This window comes from Hymenobacter sp. BT18 (genome assembly GCF_012273015.1).
Lineage (GTDB): Bacteria > Bacteroidota > Bacteroidia > Cytophagales > Hymenobacteraceae > Hymenobacter > Hymenobacter lutimineralis.
On the sequence record NZ_CP050954.1, the window covers coordinates 3,882,790 to 3,901,248 of the forward strand.

Annotated in this window: 12 protein-coding genes; 8 read left to right on the top strand and 4 right to left on the bottom strand. The window is 49.8% G+C overall.

The features are described from left to right. The first annotated feature begins 46 nt into the window (after positions 1 to 46). Positions 47 to 1,960, top strand: coding sequence for a nuclease-related domain-containing DEAD/DEAH box helicase (locus HER32_RS16695; protein ID WP_168682685.1), 1,914 nt, complete (start codon positions 47 to 49; stop codon positions 1,958 to 1,960). Positions 1,961 to 2,315: 355 nt separating this feature from the next. On the opposite strand, the gene HER32_RS16700 is transcribed toward HER32_RS16695, so the two are convergent. From HER32_RS16700 to HER32_RS16715, 4 genes are all read right to left on the bottom strand, one after another. Then, positions 2,316 to 4,274 (bottom strand): DUF4407 domain-containing protein, encoded by a 1,959-nt coding sequence (locus HER32_RS16700; RefSeq protein ID WP_168682686.1) that lies wholly within the window; start codon positions 4,272 to 4,274, stop codon positions 2,316 to 2,318. A 537-nt stretch (positions 4,275 to 4,811) separates the two neighbouring features. Beyond that, a complete protein-coding gene (locus HER32_RS16705; RefSeq protein WP_168682687.1) occupies positions 4,812 to 6,971 on the bottom strand; it encodes a protein kinase domain-containing protein in 2,160 nt (719 codons plus the stop codon). A gap of 3 nt (positions 6,972 to 6,974) precedes the next feature. Beyond that, positions 6,975 to 8,093 (bottom strand): PP2C family serine/threonine-protein phosphatase, encoded by a 1,119-nt coding sequence (locus HER32_RS16710; RefSeq protein ID WP_168682688.1) that lies wholly within the window; start codon positions 8,091 to 8,093, stop codon positions 6,975 to 6,977. Positions 8,094 to 8,102: 9 nt separating this feature from the next. Then, entirely contained in the window at positions 8,103 to 8,792 is a 690-nt protein-coding gene (locus tag HER32_RS16715; RefSeq protein ID WP_168682689.1) for a vWA domain-containing protein, read from the bottom strand. A 372-nt stretch (positions 8,793 to 9,164) separates the two neighbouring features. On the opposite strand from HER32_RS16715, the gene hsdR reads away from it, so the two are divergent. The 7 genes from hsdR (at position 9,165) to HER32_RS16750 (ending at position 18,431) form a co-directional block, all read left to right on the top strand. Then, the gene (gene hsdR, locus HER32_RS16720) at positions 9,165 to 11,612 is read left to right on the top strand and encodes an EcoAI/FtnUII family type I restriction enzme subunit R (RefSeq protein ID WP_168682690.1); all 2,448 of its coding nucleotides are present in this window, start codon (positions 9,165 to 9,167) and stop codon (positions 11,610 to 11,612) included. A 162-nt stretch (positions 11,613 to 11,774) separates the two neighbouring features. Next, a complete protein-coding gene (locus HER32_RS16725; protein ID WP_168682691.1) occupies positions 11,775 to 13,193 on the top strand; it encodes a class I SAM-dependent DNA methyltransferase in 1,419 nt (472 codons plus the stop codon). A 101-nt stretch (positions 13,194 to 13,294) separates the two neighbouring features. After that, complete coding sequence (locus tag HER32_RS16730; RefSeq protein ID WP_168682692.1) at positions 13,295 to 14,854, top strand: restriction endonuclease subunit S; 1,560 nt, start codon at positions 13,295 to 13,297, stop codon at positions 14,852 to 14,854. Next, a complete protein-coding gene (locus tag HER32_RS16735; RefSeq protein WP_168682693.1) occupies positions 14,851 to 15,420 on the top strand; it encodes a hypothetical protein in 570 nt (189 codons plus the stop codon). The genes HER32_RS16730 and HER32_RS16735 overlap by 4 nt, the downstream gene beginning before the upstream one ends. Before the next feature lie 9 nt (positions 15,421 to 15,429). Beyond that, positions 15,430 to 16,521 (top strand): AAA family ATPase, encoded by a 1,092-nt coding sequence (locus tag HER32_RS16740; protein ID WP_168682694.1) that lies wholly within the window; start codon positions 15,430 to 15,432, stop codon positions 16,519 to 16,521. Then, complete coding sequence (locus tag HER32_RS16745; RefSeq protein ID WP_168682695.1) at positions 16,511 to 17,083, top strand: hypothetical protein; 573 nt, start codon at positions 16,511 to 16,513, stop codon at positions 17,081 to 17,083. Before HER32_RS16740 ends, HER32_RS16745 begins: the two co-directional genes overlap by 11 nt. 58 nt (positions 17,084 to 17,141) lie before the next feature. After that, a complete protein-coding gene (locus HER32_RS16750; RefSeq protein WP_168682696.1) occupies positions 17,142 to 18,431 on the top strand; it encodes a type I restriction enzyme HsdR N-terminal domain-containing protein in 1,290 nt (429 codons plus the stop codon). Positions 18,432 to 18,459: the final 28 nt, after the last annotated feature.

The following is an 18,459-nucleotide window of genomic DNA, read 5'->3' on the forward strand; positions in this document are numbered from 1 at the left end:
TTATTAACTAATATCTATAATATTAAAAGTCTAAATATGGAAATTCATGAGCAACAGATTATATCCAACTTGGGAACAACTAGAGGCTGTACACAACCCTTTGACCCCAGGAGAAAAGGCGCTAATTCGCTATTTAGACAAGTATTTGCCCGTTGATAAACAATGGAACGAAGATAAGCCATTAGCTCATTATAGCGGCTGGCTCATTTTTGCACAGCCATACTTCAACGGTACCAGGCCCGACGTTGTGATTCTAAATCCTTCCATTGGCATGATGATTTTTGAAGTTAAGGACTGGGAATTATCAAATTACGCTTGGTGCGAGGGCAATTTTTGCGTTGATACCGCTCATGGTTATCAGCGGATAAAAAGCCCCATCAAGCAGGTAAGGCATTATCGTGAGAAGCTCATAAGCCAATTGGTCCCCGCCATTGGCGAACAGATTGACCGCGAACAGGACAAAGAAAATCAGCCCAGCTTTGGGCTCATTAAAACAGCTGTTTACTTTCATAAAAGCACAACAGCTACTGCCCAAAGCCTTTTCGGGCCCAAAAAGCGAAAAGGACAGACAGATCAACAGTTTGTATCTGAGAAAGTAAACTATTTCAAATATGAGCCTGTGTTTGGGTTCGATAGCCTCAGGGCCGGATTACTTGAAGATATTGTGCCCGATGTTTACCGTAAGGGTAGCTACTTCTGGCAGCCAAAATGGAATGAGGAAATCCTCTTCTGGATGCGCCCTCCCCATCACAGTATTGAACAGGGTACGCCGCTTAGCCTGCGAGGGAATCAATTTAAAGTGGCGGAACCGCGGTCTGGGCATCACAGGGTTAGGGGAGTAGCTGGCAGTGGAAAAACGCAAGCATTAGCGTATCGTGCGGGTAAATTGGCTTCCCAGGGCTACAATGTGTTAATTATTACTTACAATATCACGTTGTGGCATTACATCCACGATATGATCAAACGCGCTCCGTTTTCCTTCTCAATGGAACGGTTTACGTTGGTGCACTTTCACGGCTTTTGTAAAGATCGGCTTAACGAACTAGAGCAGGACTGGCCTAGCTCAGATGGGTTTAAAGACTTGCAGGTATTCTTTCAAACCGGTGTGCCTGATGCTGTCATTCAAGCTATAAACTCTGTTGCGCAAAGAGGAGGCGCTGCTTTACCCAAATACGATGCAATCCTAATCGATGAAGGGCAAGATTATCATTTCGAATGGTACGACATGCTCACCAGTCATTTCCTCAGTGACCGTGACGAATTATTAGTGGTTTGCGACAAAAAACAAAACATTTACCAGCGTGAACTGCTCTGGCTGGATAAGCGAGTTAACCGTGTAGGGCTAGAAAAATTTTCCGAGGAATACATTGATCTAAAATCTTCGCACCGTCTTCCCCCATCGGTTGCAGAAATCACCAACGAGTTCAGCGAAACCTTCAACCTAAACCAAGACCTTCGTGCCGTCAAGCTAACCGATAAGCCCAGGTTGCTTGATAATCAGCACATTATTTGGCTTAATATCGAGGGGCAACGGTGGTTAGAATACATTCATTTTGCTTTTCTGCGTCTAAAGCGCGCCCAGTACCATCCTTCCGATACCGTCATCCTGCTGCCTTCCCACGAAAAAGGTTTTGAGGCCGTAATGTTCTTTGAGAACCTGAAGGTGGGCGTGAATCACGTGTTCGAAAACGAAATGGAAAAAGGCTACCATCCCAACAAAAAGGCTTTTTGGCCTGGGGACGGTCGCCTTAAAATGTCTACCATTCACAGCTTTAAAGGGTGGGAGGCAAAGAATGTTGTACTGTTTATCGACCACACGTCCGAGCCCGAATCCCAGCTTAACGCTATTGTTTATACAGCTCTTACCCGCACTCGTGAAAACCTCATTGTGTTGAACAACCACCCGCGGTATATAGAGTTTGGGGAGCGGTTACCGAAGCATTGGGAGAAACAGCAGTAATAGTGTGGCCTTTGTCATGTGTACCTTGGAAGCCAAGCACTTTTTAGCTAATGATTGGAGCGGCATCACGGCACACGAATTACATCAACGTAGGCACCCTTTTACGTCATAGTAGTAAAGCAAACTCGGTATCTTAGAGCACATTAAGCAGAGAGTTTTTCTTTAGGCGTGGCCAGTAATTTACTTTTTCGACTATAAAGGCCTCGCCACCACCCGCGACACCTCTTCTTTATTGCCAGTTAACGCCCTTGTTAGCACCGAATCGGTGCTAACAAGGGCGTTAACTGGCAATAATCTGCGCAATGGAAGCTTAATTAGTTTTCGTTAGGTATTAATATTAAGACTTACACGATTTCTAAACCTCGAAATTGAGTACAGTGCCGTTGTCCTCAGATAATTGCAAATTTTTGTCGGTGAGATGAGTAATTTTAAATGAAGATAAATTATTCTCAATTTCGATATGCAAACGGCTTGAATCACCTTGTGGATGCTGCCACCTGCCTATTTGTCTAATATCGCTATCTTTTTGCTCTCGAATTAATGTGTTTAGTTGGGAGCCGCTGTTCTGAAAATAATATATTTCAGGAGATGTGCTATTCTTTAAATGCCATTTTCTTCCAAATATAGATGGCGAGATATCGCTAATGTTCATTGGGTCAAGTGAGGAATTACTAACGTGTTCAGTTTTTGTTTGTGTAATATTTGGTACTCCAACATTGCTCTGTTCAGTATTTGCAGCGCTTTGAATATTTTTAGTGGACTCCTCGTCATTCAAAGCAGCGCTATATGCTTGTGGTGAACTTTGTATAGTATTAGTACTTGCATTGTTGTAATTTAATGAATTTGTGGGATTGTTAATAACAGTGTTTTGAGTTGGTGCTACAGATAGATTAGATGTAAAGCTTATGTTGGCCAAGGTTTTTTGTTTGTCTTTTTCTGACTTATGCCAATCATTTAGCATTTGCTTGGCCAAGCTGTTTTGAATAGCGGCAGTCTGTTCAAGTATCTTCTGCCCAAGTTCAATTTCCTTATCTTTTCTTATCTGCTCAAGCTGAGTTGCAATGTTTAATTCAGCTTGCTCTCTAACTAGCTCTCTGTCTTTTAAAATATTTAAATTAGTCTTTAATGCTAAAGCAAACATTTGCTCATGCGTGTAAAGCTGGTGGTCATATTCTCCAATAGGAGTTGCGAGTTTGACTATTGTGGGAAGAATTTCGATTACGAAAAACAATATTCTGATAAACCACAAAAAGAATAGCATTGACATGTTGTCCTTGTCATGAGCTGCATTTTCCATAGAAACAAACTGGCTGATAAAGCCGCGTTTGTTCAGTTGCTTGTCATAAACAGAGTTAATGGAGTCGTTGCGTGCTTGAATTTTTTCACGCTCTATTTCAGCTTTCTGGCTGGCTGTTAGAGCGTCGTTCTGATTTTTTGCAGCATCAGCTCGAAAATTGTCCGCTTTTTTCCGCGCCTCAGATCGTAATTGACCTGCCTTGTTGCGGGCAAGGTTAGCTGCGACGTTTATCTTGTTATATACGGCTTTAGCTTCTTGGTATTTCCTTGCAGCTGGACCTTTGCGCGAGAAGTAACCCTCAATCCATTTTCCTGTTGAAGCATCCGTATGAGGTTGTACGTATGTTTTAGCCCTAGCTCTATCTACCACTGTAGCTTGATTCTGGCCTTCTTTTTCTTTGTCTCTGGCAATAGATTCTTGCGTTTCCGCTTCGGCTATTAGTGCAGGTACTCCAGGCACCTGCGAATCTGCCATGCTTAGTTGTTGATTAGCAAGTTTTGCCCGCTCAGCCTCGGCTTTCTTCCTTGCTTCAGCATCATTAATACCAGAATTCTTCTCGACCGTACCGCCATATTTCAGTTTTGAATTCTGAATATCTTCTAATGCCTGCTTTTCAATCTCAGGTTCAAATATTTTTAATTCGAGAGGAATAGAAATCATAAAAGCTAGCAACCCTGCCAAAAGCATTCGGGTGACTAGGGGAATAAAGAAAGGCTGTTTGGTGACGGTCGGATTCTTTTTCAACGTAACAACCATGCTGCGGTCGATACTGAAAACAAGCAACCCCCACACCAAACCAAAAATTACGCTTGCAACCCAATTGCCTTCATGTGTTGTAGGGTCAAGAGTGAAAGTCCAGGCTGCAAATCCTCCAGACAATGCAGCCAGTAGGCAAGTCATAAATATGGTGAATCCAATACTAGCTTGCCGGTTGTAGTCAGTTGGACATTCTTTTAGAAGCGAGATTTCAGCCCCAGAAAAGAGCCAACACAAATATTGGAGAGCAGAGTAATTCATCAGAATTTTTAATTTTAAGCTAAGAGTGTATCCAATTCACTGCGCGTAGCAATAGCCAAAGCGTAACTACCACGTCGTGCAGCAATTATTCCATAAAGCGGCACCAGGAGAAGCAAGGCAATGACGCAGCGTAGTGCCCAGTGAAGGATGCTGATAGAGCTGGAGCTAGCAATGGATTCAACCGCAACAGTATGAAACAAGGCACGCCCTAATGGCCATTCTATAAGACCAGATAGCAGTAACAAGATGAGTCCTGCTACGCTAGCTCTGCGACCAAAATGCAACCCGGTATTCACCCAACGTAAAGCCTTGCGAAAATACATTACAGCAATCAGTAGCGTTACAGGAAGTATTACCATTCCCCATCTCCCGATTATAAATCCACAAGCTACGGCTGCGGCAATTCCTGTTACAAGAGCGGCACCCAATACGCTAAGCCCTAGGCTAGCATAGCGGGCCCGGTCTGTGTAGGCATGAGCCAATAGAGTAGGTTCCGCACCAGCTAGCCATGCTAATGCCAAGGAAGGGGGAGGCAGGCTACGCATTTGCGTCTGACTTTTCTGACTGAGAAAGCATGCGGTTTACGGCAGCGCCGAGTGCTTTACGCAACCTCGCATATACATTACCCACCGGCCAAGTAGATGCTCCAACTGGAGCCGGTGGCAGTACTTGCTCCTCAAAAATTAGGCGCCGAGCTTGTGTTGGGTCATGAGTTTGCCAGTGACCCAGGATTGGTGGAGGAGAAAGGCTGATGCGTGGAATTTCAGGCAGAGTCATCCCCTCAAAACGCGGGAGCCCCTGCACCTGAATGCTCAGGGGAATGCTGCGCGTTTCAGATACTGCGTTCCGCGCAACCAGTTCATAAATGGTAGAATGACCAGGGCTTACGTCACAATAGGTCTGACCAGTTACGTCTCGACCTTCTGGGTGTAAAATAAGCTGTTCAGCATGACTGACTTGCCAGCTAAGGCGCACGATTACCGACGCCATGGTTGATACTTTGTCGCTGGTAAACCGCTGAATTTTTACCAAAGGGACCACTTCTACCGTTGCTTGCGCTGCCAGTCGAGTTCGTCCATCCAGCGCAATAATTTCCAGTTCATAAGTACTGGTACGAGTAGGGCGTATGTCAAAAGCCGTCTTACCCGTTACGTCACGCGTTGAGCCATCAATTCGTAGTAATAACTTCTGATAGTGCTGTACCGACCAGCGTAGCTCTGTAGGTTGTCCGGGCTTAATCTTCGCGTGTGCTGGCCCAAAACCATTCAATACCGGTCTAGGATAAACCTGTACCTCACAACTACTCTGTGCCGCCACACCAAAGGCAGAGTCAGCCCTAATTATATAGCGAGTCGCGCTGTTGGGGTTGCAGTCTATGTACGACGCAGTCTGCGCCAGTAATTGCCCTGGGCTGTCACCAACATAAATAGTTGCAGCTCGGTCTACTACCCAACTTAATCTAACAGGTTCGCCGGCCAGTACAGTGGATGGCTCAGCAGTAAACCGCTTGATATCCGGCGGACGTTGATCTGTGCGAACTGTAAACGACTGCGAGGTCTTATGTCCTGTAAAGCTCGTCGCCTCCAGGGTAAACATCGTGTCTCGAGTGACACGTACAGATACATCTTGCTTGCCCGTTACTTCCCCATAGGGGGAGAGCTTTAAGGAAATAGCATTGCTTACCTGCCACTGAATGCGTACCGGAGAGGCATCATTCACTACTTGTGGCGTCACTATAAACGATGTAATAACAGGGGCAGCAGTCAGTAACTCATGCAGAGCCAGAAACCATTCCTCAGCCGAAGGCCTAAGATCTGGTTGATGTATTCCTGCTTCAAAGCATCGATTGAATAAATCAGCTACTACTGCAGGATAATCATGCAGCCCACGGTGTGGGTGCGGTACCACTGCAAAGGCCGCACGTTGCTGTCCATGCGGGTATAGGCCATGCTGGATAGCCCCTGTAACATCGGTTATAGCCTGGTTATGAAAGCTCCCTGCAAAAGGGTGCAGTCCTACTAGCAGCCGATAAAGGATAACTGCCAGCGAAAAATTGTCCCAGCTTAGCTGCCGGATTTTTTCTTGACGTAGTGCTTCAGGAGGGGTGTATTCTGGAGTGCACAGCTTACCTGCATAAAGTAAATGCCCCCGCTCAGTGACCTGAACGGAGTCTAGGTCAATGATACTAACCAATCCCTGTTCGTTTACGAACACGTTTACCGGCTTCATATCTACAAGCACGTAGCACTTTTTGCGCTGCAGCGCGGCCACTGCGTGGCATAGGTTCCGGCAGATACTTAGTCGAAGTCGGCGGGCGTCAGCTGTACCATGCGCGAAACGTTGCCATTGGAAACCAAGTGAGCTGTCAAGCTTGCCAAGACACAGGGTTTCTAGTTCGACACCTTCTGCCCTAGGCATCACCAAGCCTGCAAAGTCCCCATCATCATATAAGGCCGCTGTCGGCCATATCAAGTAGGGGTGCCCGCTAGCCACGTCCGCCGTTGCTGGCGGGTTTGCAATCAGAAAATTTATCTTCTCCTCTTGCTGCTTTGTTCGCTTTTCGGGCTTGTACAATTTGCCCACTCTAGGGCCTTTTCCCGCACCCTGCTGCACCGAATGCACCACTCCCTCGCCGCCTCGCCCAATAGGTTTAACGGACAGCCGTACGGCGTTGCCATTTTTGAGGGTAATATTCATAATTTATCGACGGTGCTTCTTCGACTTGGCTTTTTTTGCCGAACTCGAGTTGGACTTGCCACCGCGTTGCACCTTAATGTTTCTAACTAGTTGCTTTGGAGCAGTAAAGCCAATTGGGCTATCTGTCTCAAGAATCATCGGGTGTACCGGCTGAGGTTGTATAGACTCACTCGAGACAACAACTTCCTTTACAGGCTCTGGTGCTTCCTGATCTATTCGTTCTTCTACTTCCGCTGGAGCTGGCGCAGTGCCAACCGTTCCAACCAGATCTAGATTGACTGCCAGAATAATAGTCTTGTCGTCTGGTTCATCAGCTAGCCGCTGTGTCCCACTCTTGAGTAATTGCTCCCAGAGCTGATTAATCTCAGCCGCGGTTTTCCCTTGTTTATGAAGGCCAATGAGGGCTTTTACATTGGGGTCGAAGAAAGGCGGGTAAGGTTCATTTAGTGCTTCGTAGCGGTTGGCCTGCTCATCAAAGCGAGAAAGTGCAAATGTGGCCATTTCACAGCCATCCGAAAGCAACGCAAAAGCTCGGAAGGTGCCGTTAAATACATTGGCTCCCACAAATTGCTCTACCCGATCAGCCCCCCAGATGTTAGAAGTAAGGAAGACGGTCGCATTTACTTCTTCCCCACGGTAGGGCGTCATAATTGCTTGCCAGCTCCCATCCGGTCGTTGAGCTGCAGCCCGACCATCCCCAACATTCGTTACGAGGAGTCCCTGGGGGCCAAAAACAACAACGATGATTGTGGCGCTTAGTGAATGAAAATCTAAGCTTTGTGATTCGGCATAGTAGCGCAAATCATCAACTACTTTCTTTAGTGTATCCTGGGCCATGCTAGCCCAGGCGGTTGCGTTAGGTAATTGCTTGCCATCCGCCCAACCCTGCTGCCGGATCAGGTCACAAAACAACTGACTCGCCTTCACGGCGATTCTAGCTGAGCCCCGATCTGAGTTGGCACATGAACCCGCACCATCCGACACTACTGCCACGCCCCACGCTGGATTTTCCGGCAGCAGTTGCAGCGCGTTAGCATCCTGACAGGGCAGGCCATGCTTGATGTGACCCTGTCCTATAACAGAGCCTTTCGCTACTAACCAAGGGCTAGTAGTTTCAGCCAAATTTGTCATCTAAACCGGCGTCTGCGAGAATGAGCCTCCCGACCATGCGTCTACCGGCGCGAACTGCACCTGCTGGCCGGTACCGGAACGTGATACTTCGCTAAGGCTGTTGCTTAGCCACTGAAAGAATGCACCAAAGTTCAGGCCATCTAACTTAAGGGGGTGAGATGGAGCACTGATCTTGTTGAGCACGGCCCCGTTGGCACCTTCAGTACCTACCGCGAAGAGAGTGAATTTTTTGCGGTTAAGGCCATCCTGTATTTCAGCGGCAAGGCCGTTGACATCCTGACCTGGATCAGGTCCTCCATCCGTCATCAAAACGATGAACGGACGATAGTATGGTAGCCCTTGTGCTTTATAATACTGTTTACGCTCGTCAGTCTTAGCAATAGCAGCTCGCATACCGTCTACTAGCTTAGTAGAGCCTTTGACAGACAAGCGTGGCATCTGCATTTCGCCAATGAGTGAGGGTTCCTGCACACAGGTAACTGTGCTATCAAAGGTGATGACACAGACTTCAACTCGATTTTTAGCTACTCCGTCTCTTTGTAGTTCTGCAGCAAAATCTTGTAAAGCCTTGTTCAGTGCGGTAATGGGTGCGCCCCCCATGGAGCCCGATGTGTCAAGACATAGTACACACAAGCATTTCTGCTCATAGTTAGAAGGTGTGTCACCACCGAAAGTAATGGGTTCGTTCATAGTTGAGTGTTTATGAAAATAGAAGTCTCAAGCAATATATTCAATTATTGGAAGTAGATATACTTATTTATGATCAATCAGTATGAGCACAATAGTGAAGCTGTTCGTTGATACTCATTAACAAGCCGAATTTTGAGGTGCGAACTAACGTAGACGGCTTTTGCTTGATAGTGTAATACCAGTTTCTTTTATAGTATGTAATTCCTTTTGTGATCTGTATCAGTTGCCCAGAATAGTATGAATGTTATAAAAATTATATCAATTTTTGTACAAATTAAAGATTAAGCTCTTGCTTATAAAGTGCAGAAGAATGCTCCTTGCCGTATAGAAACTATCTTATACATTAGGTGCTCGTTTCTATTCAAAAGTATCATGTTATCCAAGAAAGACCTCTCCGAGCGCGACATCTGTACCAAATTCATCACTCCCGCGCTTGAACAGGCTGGCTGGAATAAGCTAAGTCAATTCCTGGAGGAAGTCTCCTTCACCGACGGCAAAATCTACGTTAAGGGCAAGCTCACCGCTCGTGGCAAAGCCAAGCGCGCCGACTACATAATCTACTACAAGCCCAACATTCCCATAGCGGTAGTTGAGGCCAAGGATAACAAGCACTCCGTCAGTTCCGGCATGCAGCAGGCCATGGACTACGCGGCCATCCTGGACTTGCCCTTCGTCTTCAGCTCCAACGGCGACGGCTTCGCTTTTCACGACAAAACCGTCTCCGAAGGCCCCCTGGAAACCTCCCTAGGCCTCGACGAATTTCCTTCGCCCGAAACGTTGTGGGCGAAATACAAAAAGTACAAGGGCTTGGAGTCCCCACTCGCCGCCAAGATGGCCGAGCAGGCTTACTACTCAGATGGCAGCGGCCGGCGCCCCCGCTACTACCAGCAAATTGCCATCAACCGCACCATCGAGGCCATTGCCAAGGGTCAAGACCGCATTCTGCTGGTAATGGCTACTGGCACTGGCAAGACCTACACGGCCTTTCAAATCGTGCACCGGCTGTGGAAGTCAGGTGCCAAGAAGCGCATCCTGTTCTTGGCCGACCGCAACGCCCTCATCGACCAAACCAAGCGCGGCGACTTCAAGCACTTCAAGGACAAGATGACCGTGGTCCAGAACCACCAGGTAGACAAAAGCTACGAAATCTACCTGGCCCTCTACCAGGGGCTGTCCGGCTCCGAAGAAGCCAGCAACGTCTACAAGCAGTTCAGCCCGGATTTCTTCGACCTCATCATCGTCGACGAGTGCCACCGCGGCAGCGCCCGCGAAGACAGCAACTGGCGTGAGATTCTGCGCTACTTCAAGAAGGCTTCTCAGATCGGCCTCACCGCCACCCCGCGCGAAACCACCGAAGTCAGCAACATCGAGTACTTCGGCGACCCACTCTATACCTACTCGCTCAAGCAGGGCATCGACGACGGTTTCCTGGCACCCTATAAAGTCGTACGCATCGGCATGAACGTCGACTTCGACGGCTGGCGTCCCGAAGCCGGCAAAACCGATATTCACGGCAACGAGGTCCAGGACCAGGTCTACAACCTCAAAGACTTCGACCGCAAGCTCGTTATTGAGGAACGCACCCAGCTGGTGGCCCGCAAGGTGTCGGAGTTCCTCAAGGGCTTCAACCGCCTGGCCAAGACCATTGTGTTCTGTGTCGACATCGACCACGCCGAGCGTATGCGGAAGGCTCTCGTCAACGAGAACCCCGACCTGGTGAAAGCCGACCACCGCTACGTCATGCGCATCACGGGCGACAACGAAATCGGCAAAAAGGAGCTCGACAACTTCATCGACCCCGAGCAGAAATACCCCGTCATTGTCACCACGTCCGAGCTGATGACCACTGGCGTCGATGCTCAGACCTGCCAGTTGATTGTGCTCGACAGCAACATCAACTCGATGACCAAGTTCAAGCAAATCATCGGCCGGGGCACCCGCATCAATGAGGAGTACGGCAAGATGTTCTTCACCATCCTCGACTTCCGCCAGGCCACTAACCTGTTTGCTGACCCTGATTTCGACGGCGACCCCATCCGCATCAAAGAAGTTGACGAGGATGATAACCTCGAACCCGAAGGTGCCGGAGAAGGAGGGGAGGAAGATGATAACCAGCCAGTAATCGATATCGAAACCGGTGAGGTAGTTGACTTCCCGGAAGAGGAGGACGAGGAAGAAGAGGACGACCAGCTTGGCTCTGATGGCCCCGGCATCCGCCAGCCCGGTGGAGGTGGCCCCAATCCGCCCCCACCACCAGCCTACAAAATCTACGTCAACAACGTGGACGTGTCTGTGCTTATGGAGCGCGAACTCCACTTCGACCAGCACGGCAAGCCCATAACCGTCAAGCTCACCGACTACGCCCGCCAGCAGATCAAAGAGCAGTTCCCCACCCTCGAAGAGTTTCTCACCACCTGGCAGGCTACCGACCGCAAAGCGGCCATCCTACAGGAGTTGGAAGAACAGGGTGTGCCCGTTGAAAAGCTGCAGGCCGCAGTCAGCTACGACGTCGACCTGTTCGACCTCATCTGCCACGTAGCCTACGACCAGCCGCCCCTCACGCGCAAGGAACGCCTCAACAACGTGAAGAAGCGCAACTACTTCACTAAGTACGGCGAGCAGGCCCGCAAGGTCCTCGAAGCCCTGTCGGAGAAATACGCCGACAAAGGCCTGGAGGAGCTTGAGAGCATGGAAGTGCTCAAGGTTTACCCCCTCACCAAGCTTGGCTCGCCCCTGGAAATCGTGAAAGAGTTTGGTGGCAAAGCCAAATACCAGCAGGCTATTCAGGAGCTGGAACAAGAGCTATACCGCTTGGCCTAAGCACACTATATAAACCTCCATCTACGGCGATATAAGTAGTGTTAGCCGCCGGTGCTGAGTATTTGCCTTGGCCATGGTGTAGGTGACAAATACCCCATTTATATTCGGCAAATGTGCAGGCAGTTTGCCTGCCTTTCCTGCTCGACTTCTCTTCTTTTTTGCATGTCTAACTTATCCTCCCTCTACAAGTCCATTGAGAAAATCATGTGGACGGACACCGGCCTCAACGGTGACGCCCAGCGCATCGAGCAATTCGCCTGGATGCTGTTTTTCAAAATTTTCTCCGACAAAGACCAGGAGCTGGAGCTCATGGACGAAGCGTATCAGTCGCCCATCCCCGCCGAGTACCGCTGGGACGCCTGGGCCGCCAACGACGAAGGCATGACCGGCGACGACCTGCTCGAATTCATCGACCGCGACCTGTTTCCCACCCTGCGCGGCCTCGACGTGAGCACCGGCAACCGCCGCGCCCTCATCGTGCGCGAAGTATTCGCCGGCAACAACAACTACATGAAGTCGGGCGGCAACCTGCGCAAGGTGCTCAACAAGCTCAACGAAATTGACTTCAACCGCGCCAAGGACCGCCACGCCTTCGGCGACATCTACGAGAGTATCCTCAAGGGCCTGCAAAGCGCTGGTAAAAGCGGCGAGTTCTACACGCCCCGCGCCGTTACGCAGTTCATCTGCGACACGCTGGCCCCCAAGCTCGGCGAAACCATCCTCGACCCCGCCTGCGGTACCGGCGGTTTCCTCACCGCCGCCGTCGAAACCCTCAAGGCCCAGGCTACCTCCGTGGCCGACCAGCAGGAGCTACAAAAGGTGCAAGGGTGGGAGTATAAGCCGCTGCCGTTTCTGCTGGCTACCACCAACCTCATTCTGCACGACGTGGAAGTGCCGAATATTAAATTCGGCGACGTGCTGGGAAGGCCCCTGACCGACTACAAGCAAAAAGACCGGGTCGACGTAGTACTGGCCAACCCTCCCTTCGGTGGGGTGGTGGCTAACGGGAATGAAAAGAACTTCCCGGATAACTTCCGCACCAAGGAATCGGCCGACCTCTTCTTGGTCCTCATCATGCGCTTGCTTAAGGAGGGCGGCCGTGCTGGCATGGTACTGCCCGATGGCTCGCTCACCGGCGAGGGCGTGAAGCAGCGGGTGCGCAAAAAGCTGCTCGAAGACTGTAACCTGCACACCATCGTGCGCCTGCCCAACTCCGTGTTCCAGCCCTATGCCACGGTGGCCACTAACCTGCTGTTCTTTACCAAGGGCGCGCCCACCAAGGAAATCTGGTACTACCAGCACCGTTTGCCTGAGGGCCAGAAGTCTTACTCGAAAACCAAAACCATTCGCCGCGACGAGTTTCAGCCCATTGAGGATTGGTGGAACAACCGCGAAGAAAGTGAAATAGCTTGGCGCGTGCCCATCCAAACTATTATCGATAGAGGGTATGATTTGGACATTAAGAACCCACACCAAGCCGAGGAAACACACGAGTACACCAGTGCTGAGCTTTTAGAGCTGCTGGGCCAGAGTTTCGCCAAGAGTAAGGCGTTGTTGGACACTATAAAAAGTGCATTGTAATGACGGCTGCTGAGAGATACCGACAATTAGAAATCAGTCCGAGCGTACAGGTAGCCAGATGGATTTTCAACAACCGTTTGAATAATGCTCCCAAACTACCTTTGCGTGAGGTAGTTGAAGATATTAAAACGGGTAAGACGCCCTCAAAAAACGAGAATAAGTATTACGAGAATGGGGTTTTAGATTGGTTCAAGCCATCTGAAATAGGCGAAGGCAAGTATCTAAAGAGTGCCAAAGACAAGCTTTCACAGCTTGCCGTGGATACCAAACAGGCAACCATCTACCAGCCTGGCACCTTGTTGGTCACAGCTATTGGGGACATCGGGCGGCTGGCCATTACAACAGACGTTGCTTCATCCAATCAGCAGATAACAGGCATTGCGTTCAATAAGCAAGTACTGCCCGAGTATGCTTATTATTACTTTCTGGCTTTTCGAGCCTTCTTCTATACTGACGTTTCGCAAACGACTTTGCCAATTGTGAATCAGAAGAAAATCACCTCGATTCCTTTTATTCTTTGCAGTGTCAAAGAGCAGAAGGCAACTATCGATTTCCTTTCTGCAATTGAATTAATAACACTGCCAGAAGAGGTTGGGCAGTTGAATAATCTCACCAATGACAGTGAGCTTCTCGAAGTAGCGAAAGGAATTTTTGCTACCCACTTTGCATCGGCTAAGCTCGTTTCAGAGTTTGATAATCAAGAGTTGCACCTCAACCAACTCCGCCAAGCCCTGCTCCGCGAGGCCATGCAGGGCCAGCTGCTCCCCCAAGACCCCACCGACGAACCTGCCGCCGTGCTGCTGCAGAAGCTGCAAGCGGAAAAGGCGAAGTTGGGCAAAGCCGGCAAGCGGAAGCAGAAAGAGCTGTTTGCGGAGGAAACAGAGGCGGTGGAAGGACCGTTTGAAATTCCTTCCACTTGGTCATGGTGTACGCTGGGAGAGGCTACATCTAAAATCGGGTCTGGTAGTACACCCAAGAGTGGATATGTAGGGGAAGGAATACCCTTCTTCCGTTCCCAAAATATCTACGATGCAGGGTTGGAGCTATCAGATGTTGTTTACATCAGCAAAGAGGTCAACCAAACCATGCGCGGCACTCAAGTGCTGGTAAATGATGTCTTGCTGAACATCACCGGAGGGTCATTAGGTAGAGCAACCCTTGTAACTGATCTGCCCAACGGAGGTAATGTTAGTCAGCACGTTTGTATAGTGCGAGCGGAGCTTTTGGCTAGTTCATTTCTCCACAAGCTCATCCTGTCACCCTATTTTCAAAACCTGATTTTTGCCTCAACATCGGGTGCGGGCCGACAAGGATTGCCAAAATATAATCTAGAGCAGTTTCTCGTACCGGTTCCTCCGCTAGCTGAGCAGCACCGCATCGTAGCGAAGCTAGAGCAGCTGATGCAGCACTGCGACGCACTGGAGCAGCGGATACGGGAGAGCCGGCGGCTGGCCGAGCAACTGCTGCAAACAGCCCTGCGCGAGGCGCTGGCACCGCCAGCAGGTGCGGAAGTGTCGGAGGAGGAAGCAGAGCTGGAGCTGGTAGAAGCGGATGCCGAGCCAGCGGCAGCACCCCGGCGTCGTGGGCGGCCGGCGAAGAAAGCGTATCAGCCCGGAGACCACGTGGAATTCGGTGACCTATTTAGCCAGCCGGAAGCATGAGCTACCCTGCCCCGCAGTTCTGCAGCGCCACCGGTACGGAAGTGTTTGACCTCACGTACTGTGCCCAAACCGGCCCAACGGTAACGCGCTGCGTGGCAGGGGCCAAGCCGGGTTTTAAAGGCTCAGCAGCGTCCCGCGCAGGCTACAAAATATACGTGGCCCTCAATGCCGACGGCGTGCACTACGTGGGCTGTACCTGCACCCGTATGAGCAGCCGCCTGCGTTTGGGCTACCGCAGCAGTAAAGATGGCCAGAACGGCTACCACGGCTATAAGTGGCTATCTAAGCCCGGCCTACAGCTCTACGTCTTTCACTTACAAGGCCTCGTGCATCCTGCCCCCGATGATGACACCCGACTGGCGACGCAGAAAGTAGCCGAGCGCATTGAAGCAGAACTGGTGTACGCCGTGCGGGCCGCCACCGGGCAATGGCCGCTTAGCCAGCACGAAATCCACTTCCACAACCTCGCCGAGAACAAGGAACTGGCTCAGCTGACAACTCGCATAGCCCATCAGTTGTACGAGCAACTACCGTTCACTTACTCCCTGACGCCCGCAAACCCCTAGTTTTCCAGTATGCTAAAGCGCCTGCACATCCGCAACTTCACAGTCTTCGAGGATGCTGAGTTTGAGTTAAGCGAAGGTCTTAACGTGGTAGTTGGTACCAACGGATCCGGTAAAACGCATTTATTGAAGCTTGCTTACACAATTGAATCAGTAGGTGCCAAAATCCTTAACGATGAATGGCTTGTGCAGGACGCTCACAACTGGGCAAACGGTCTTTCACGTGGTTTGATGGGAAGGTTTCGGCCTGAAAGCATAGGACGTTTAGTGCGCGCGCAAGCAAAAAATGGAAGGAAACGTAATTCGCTTGCCGTAATTGAGGCTGAATTTCTGAAGGGAAATCAGGCTGCTGTAGAATTCAAGCTTGCTGCGAATGCTCAATTAACCCCGGATCATCGCAAGTTGCCCATTACGGTAAGCAAGTTCCCAAAGGGTAATGAGCTCATAATGCCGGTGCTCATGCCTGCGAAAGAAATGCTAGCAATGTTCACCGGCTTGACTAGCCTAGCTCGTGAAAGGGCTATCAGTATTGACCAAACTTATGTTGACTTAGCTGAACATCTTGAGGCCCCAGCGAAGAATAAGTTAGATGCATACGCCAAGAAGGCAATTGCTTCTTTAGAACACATCATGGGAGGAAAAATCCTCTTAGAAAATGGGCGTTTTTACTTCTACCCTCCTAAAGGAGAAAGACAAGCTATTGATATGGTAGCTGAAGGCTTCAGAAAGCTTGCTACTATAGTCCAATTACTCAGCAATGGCCGCTTGTCGCCTAATAATACTTTATACTGGGACGAACCTGAGGCTAACCTTAATCCAGCATTACTTAGAGAAGTGGCCGCATTATTAGTGACACTAGTGCAGGCGGGCATTCAAGTTGTTTTAGCTACTCACAGCCTATTTTTATTGAAAGAAATACACATACTGGCGTATAAGAAGAAAGCTTCTGTACGCTACTTCGGGCTCAGCGCCGAGACTGGCGAGGCGACCAGTGTGACTATGAGCGACAACCTCGAATTGTTGCCTGACATTGTAGCGCTGGATGCCGAGCTAGCTCAAACCGACCGTTTTCAGGAAGTACTGGATCGGAAACATGCCGAGTAAAAGAGAAAAAGGCATCTGGCTGGATTTTCCGGCAGGATGGGCTGTCGTCAAGTACGACGGTGACAGCCATGACGACAACGCCGGTTTTTATCGTGCATGCATCGAGCACAGGGTACAGCATGTGCGTGGGGTAGATGTGGTGAGTCTAGACAGAGCTCGAAACCGTCTGTTGCTCATTGAGGTCAAGGATTTTCGTATCAGCTCTAGCACAGCAGATAAGCAAGCAAACAAGCTCCGACAAACGATTATACAAAAGGCGCTCAACACAGTAAGCGGCTTGTATAGTGCAGCTCGTGCCGGCGACGAGGAATTGCGACCGGTAGTGGAACGCATCTTCCGACCTGAACTGATTATCGAGGTCGTATTACTATTGGAGCAGCCACCCCTCACAACTGCACCGACTACCACAGCCGCCAAGTTTCGGATACAGAATCCAAAAACTGGTATTCAAGATCTGCAAATCAAGCTACCCAGTGTTTTTGCTGCTTTAGGCTTTGATTTTCACCTGCGCAGCAGCACAACCATGCAGACACAGGACGGCTGGCGGGTGCGATTACACTAGTCCAAGCAGCAACCAACAGAGAAAGTATATAGCTCAACCTTTACCAGGTATTTCGTTCATGCCTCTTCCTAAAGCTCCAACAGCATCGGCTGCCAAGGTCCGAGTTTCTCCTGGGCATGATTTCGTATTGGATTCATTCAGCTCGTTGCCTGCATACCGTCGTGGGGGAGTTGCTTGTTACCTATGTCATGCCCGTAAAAAGCTCATCAAGTCAACCCCAGAAGAAGTAGTTAGGCAGGCGTTCATCAGGTTCCTGTTGAACGAAGTGAAGGTACCTGCCGATTGCCTGGAAGCAGAGGTGCCCATGTCCGATTTCCGAAAAGGAGCTGCAGGCCGCGCCGATATCGTTATCTACGCCCGACAGTCAGACGTTGAGCTGGTACCGATTGCCATTGTGGAATGTAAAGAGCCTAGTCAACCCATCATAGACCAGCACCTCCGTCAAGCCGAGCGCTACGATGCAATTGTTGATACCGGCCTGGTGATTATCACCAACGGTTGTGAAGCAATAGCACGTAGCCGGCGAGGCGGTCAGTACCATAATTTGGTCAACATTCCCACCTACCAGCAGATGGTAAAGAGGACCAAAACCACCCTGGAAGCTGAGCTTGGGGTATGGGTTTATGACCGAATTGCTCACAAACCTGTTTCAGAAGAGCTAATCCAAAGCTACGAGGACGATGGTATTATAGGAAAAGACACTCCCGCACACCTGCATTCCTTCTTAGTAAATCTTATAGGCCTTCTCGACGACGACACCCAGCTACTGCCGCGGTTTTCAACAGCGGAGTTTCCCGTCATTCAAGACCAAGGACTACGTTTCACGAACTTTGGAAATGCGGCTGGCGGCTCCTGGCCTGGGAATTACCGCTATTACTTGGTTAAGCACAACGACGATGACTGCATTGTCAGCATAAGCGTTATGGGCAAAGCCAAGTTCATCAATGATCCGGTGTTTGGCAACAGCGTCGCTACAACCATGCTTTGCATAGCTGTCGACGACTATGATAAGAGCCATCTTTCTCTGGAGCTAGCCTTAGACCGCTTCACTGTTCAAGACGGGGAGAGCATTACTGTTTGGCACAATGGCACCCTTACCAATGGTAAAAAAGGCGCAGTGAAGCCCAAGGAAGTAGTTGATTTCGTAGCCACTCATGCTCCCGATCTAGTGGACGAAGAGGGTTATATCATCCTCGGTCAGCTAAATAACAAGCAGCTGCTTACGTGGAAACAAGCAGCCTCAAAAGCTTTCATCACCAACCTCATCCGCTATGCGTTGCTGCGCGACGATTTCCGGCGCTACAAGAATAGTCTAGCAAAGCCGCCAGCTAAGGCAAAGAAACGCTAGTCAGCCAACTTCTCAGTCGAAATCCTAC

Bases quoted from the DNA above. Each gene is read 5' to 3' on its own strand.
- HER32_RS16735 (WP_168682693.1), top strand. From the start codon at position 14,851: ATGAGCTACCCTGCCCCGCAGTTCTGCAGCGCCACCGGTACGGAAGTG.
- HER32_RS16705 (WP_168682687.1), bottom strand. From the start codon at position 6,971: ATGAATATTACCCTCAAAAATGGCAACGCCGTACGGCTGTCCGTTAAA.
- HER32_RS16715 (WP_168682689.1), bottom strand. From the start codon at position 8,792: ATGAACGAACCCATTACTTTCGGTGGTGACACACCTTCTAACTATGAG.
- HER32_RS16700 (WP_168682686.1), bottom strand. From the start codon at position 4,274: ATGAATTACTCTGCTCTCCAATATTTGTGTTGGCTCTTTTCTGGGGCT.
- HER32_RS16745 (WP_168682695.1), top strand. From the start codon at position 16,511: ATGCCGAGTAAAAGAGAAAAAGGCATCTGGCTGGATTTTCCGGCAGGA.
- HER32_RS16750 (WP_168682696.1), top strand. From the start codon at position 17,142: ATGCCTCTTCCTAAAGCTCCAACAGCATCGGCTGCCAAGGTCCGAGTT.
- HER32_RS16695 (WP_168682685.1), top strand. From the start codon at position 47: ATGAGCAACAGATTATATCCAACTTGGGAACAACTAGAGGCTGTACAC.
- HER32_RS16740 (WP_168682694.1), top strand. From the start codon at position 15,430: ATGCTAAAGCGCCTGCACATCCGCAACTTCACAGTCTTCGAGGATGCT.
- hsdR (WP_168682690.1), top strand. From the start codon at position 9,165: ATGTTATCCAAGAAAGACCTCTCCGAGCGCGACATCTGTACCAAATTC.
- HER32_RS16725 (WP_168682691.1), top strand. From the start codon at position 11,775: ATGTCTAACTTATCCTCCCTCTACAAGTCCATTGAGAAAATCATGTGG.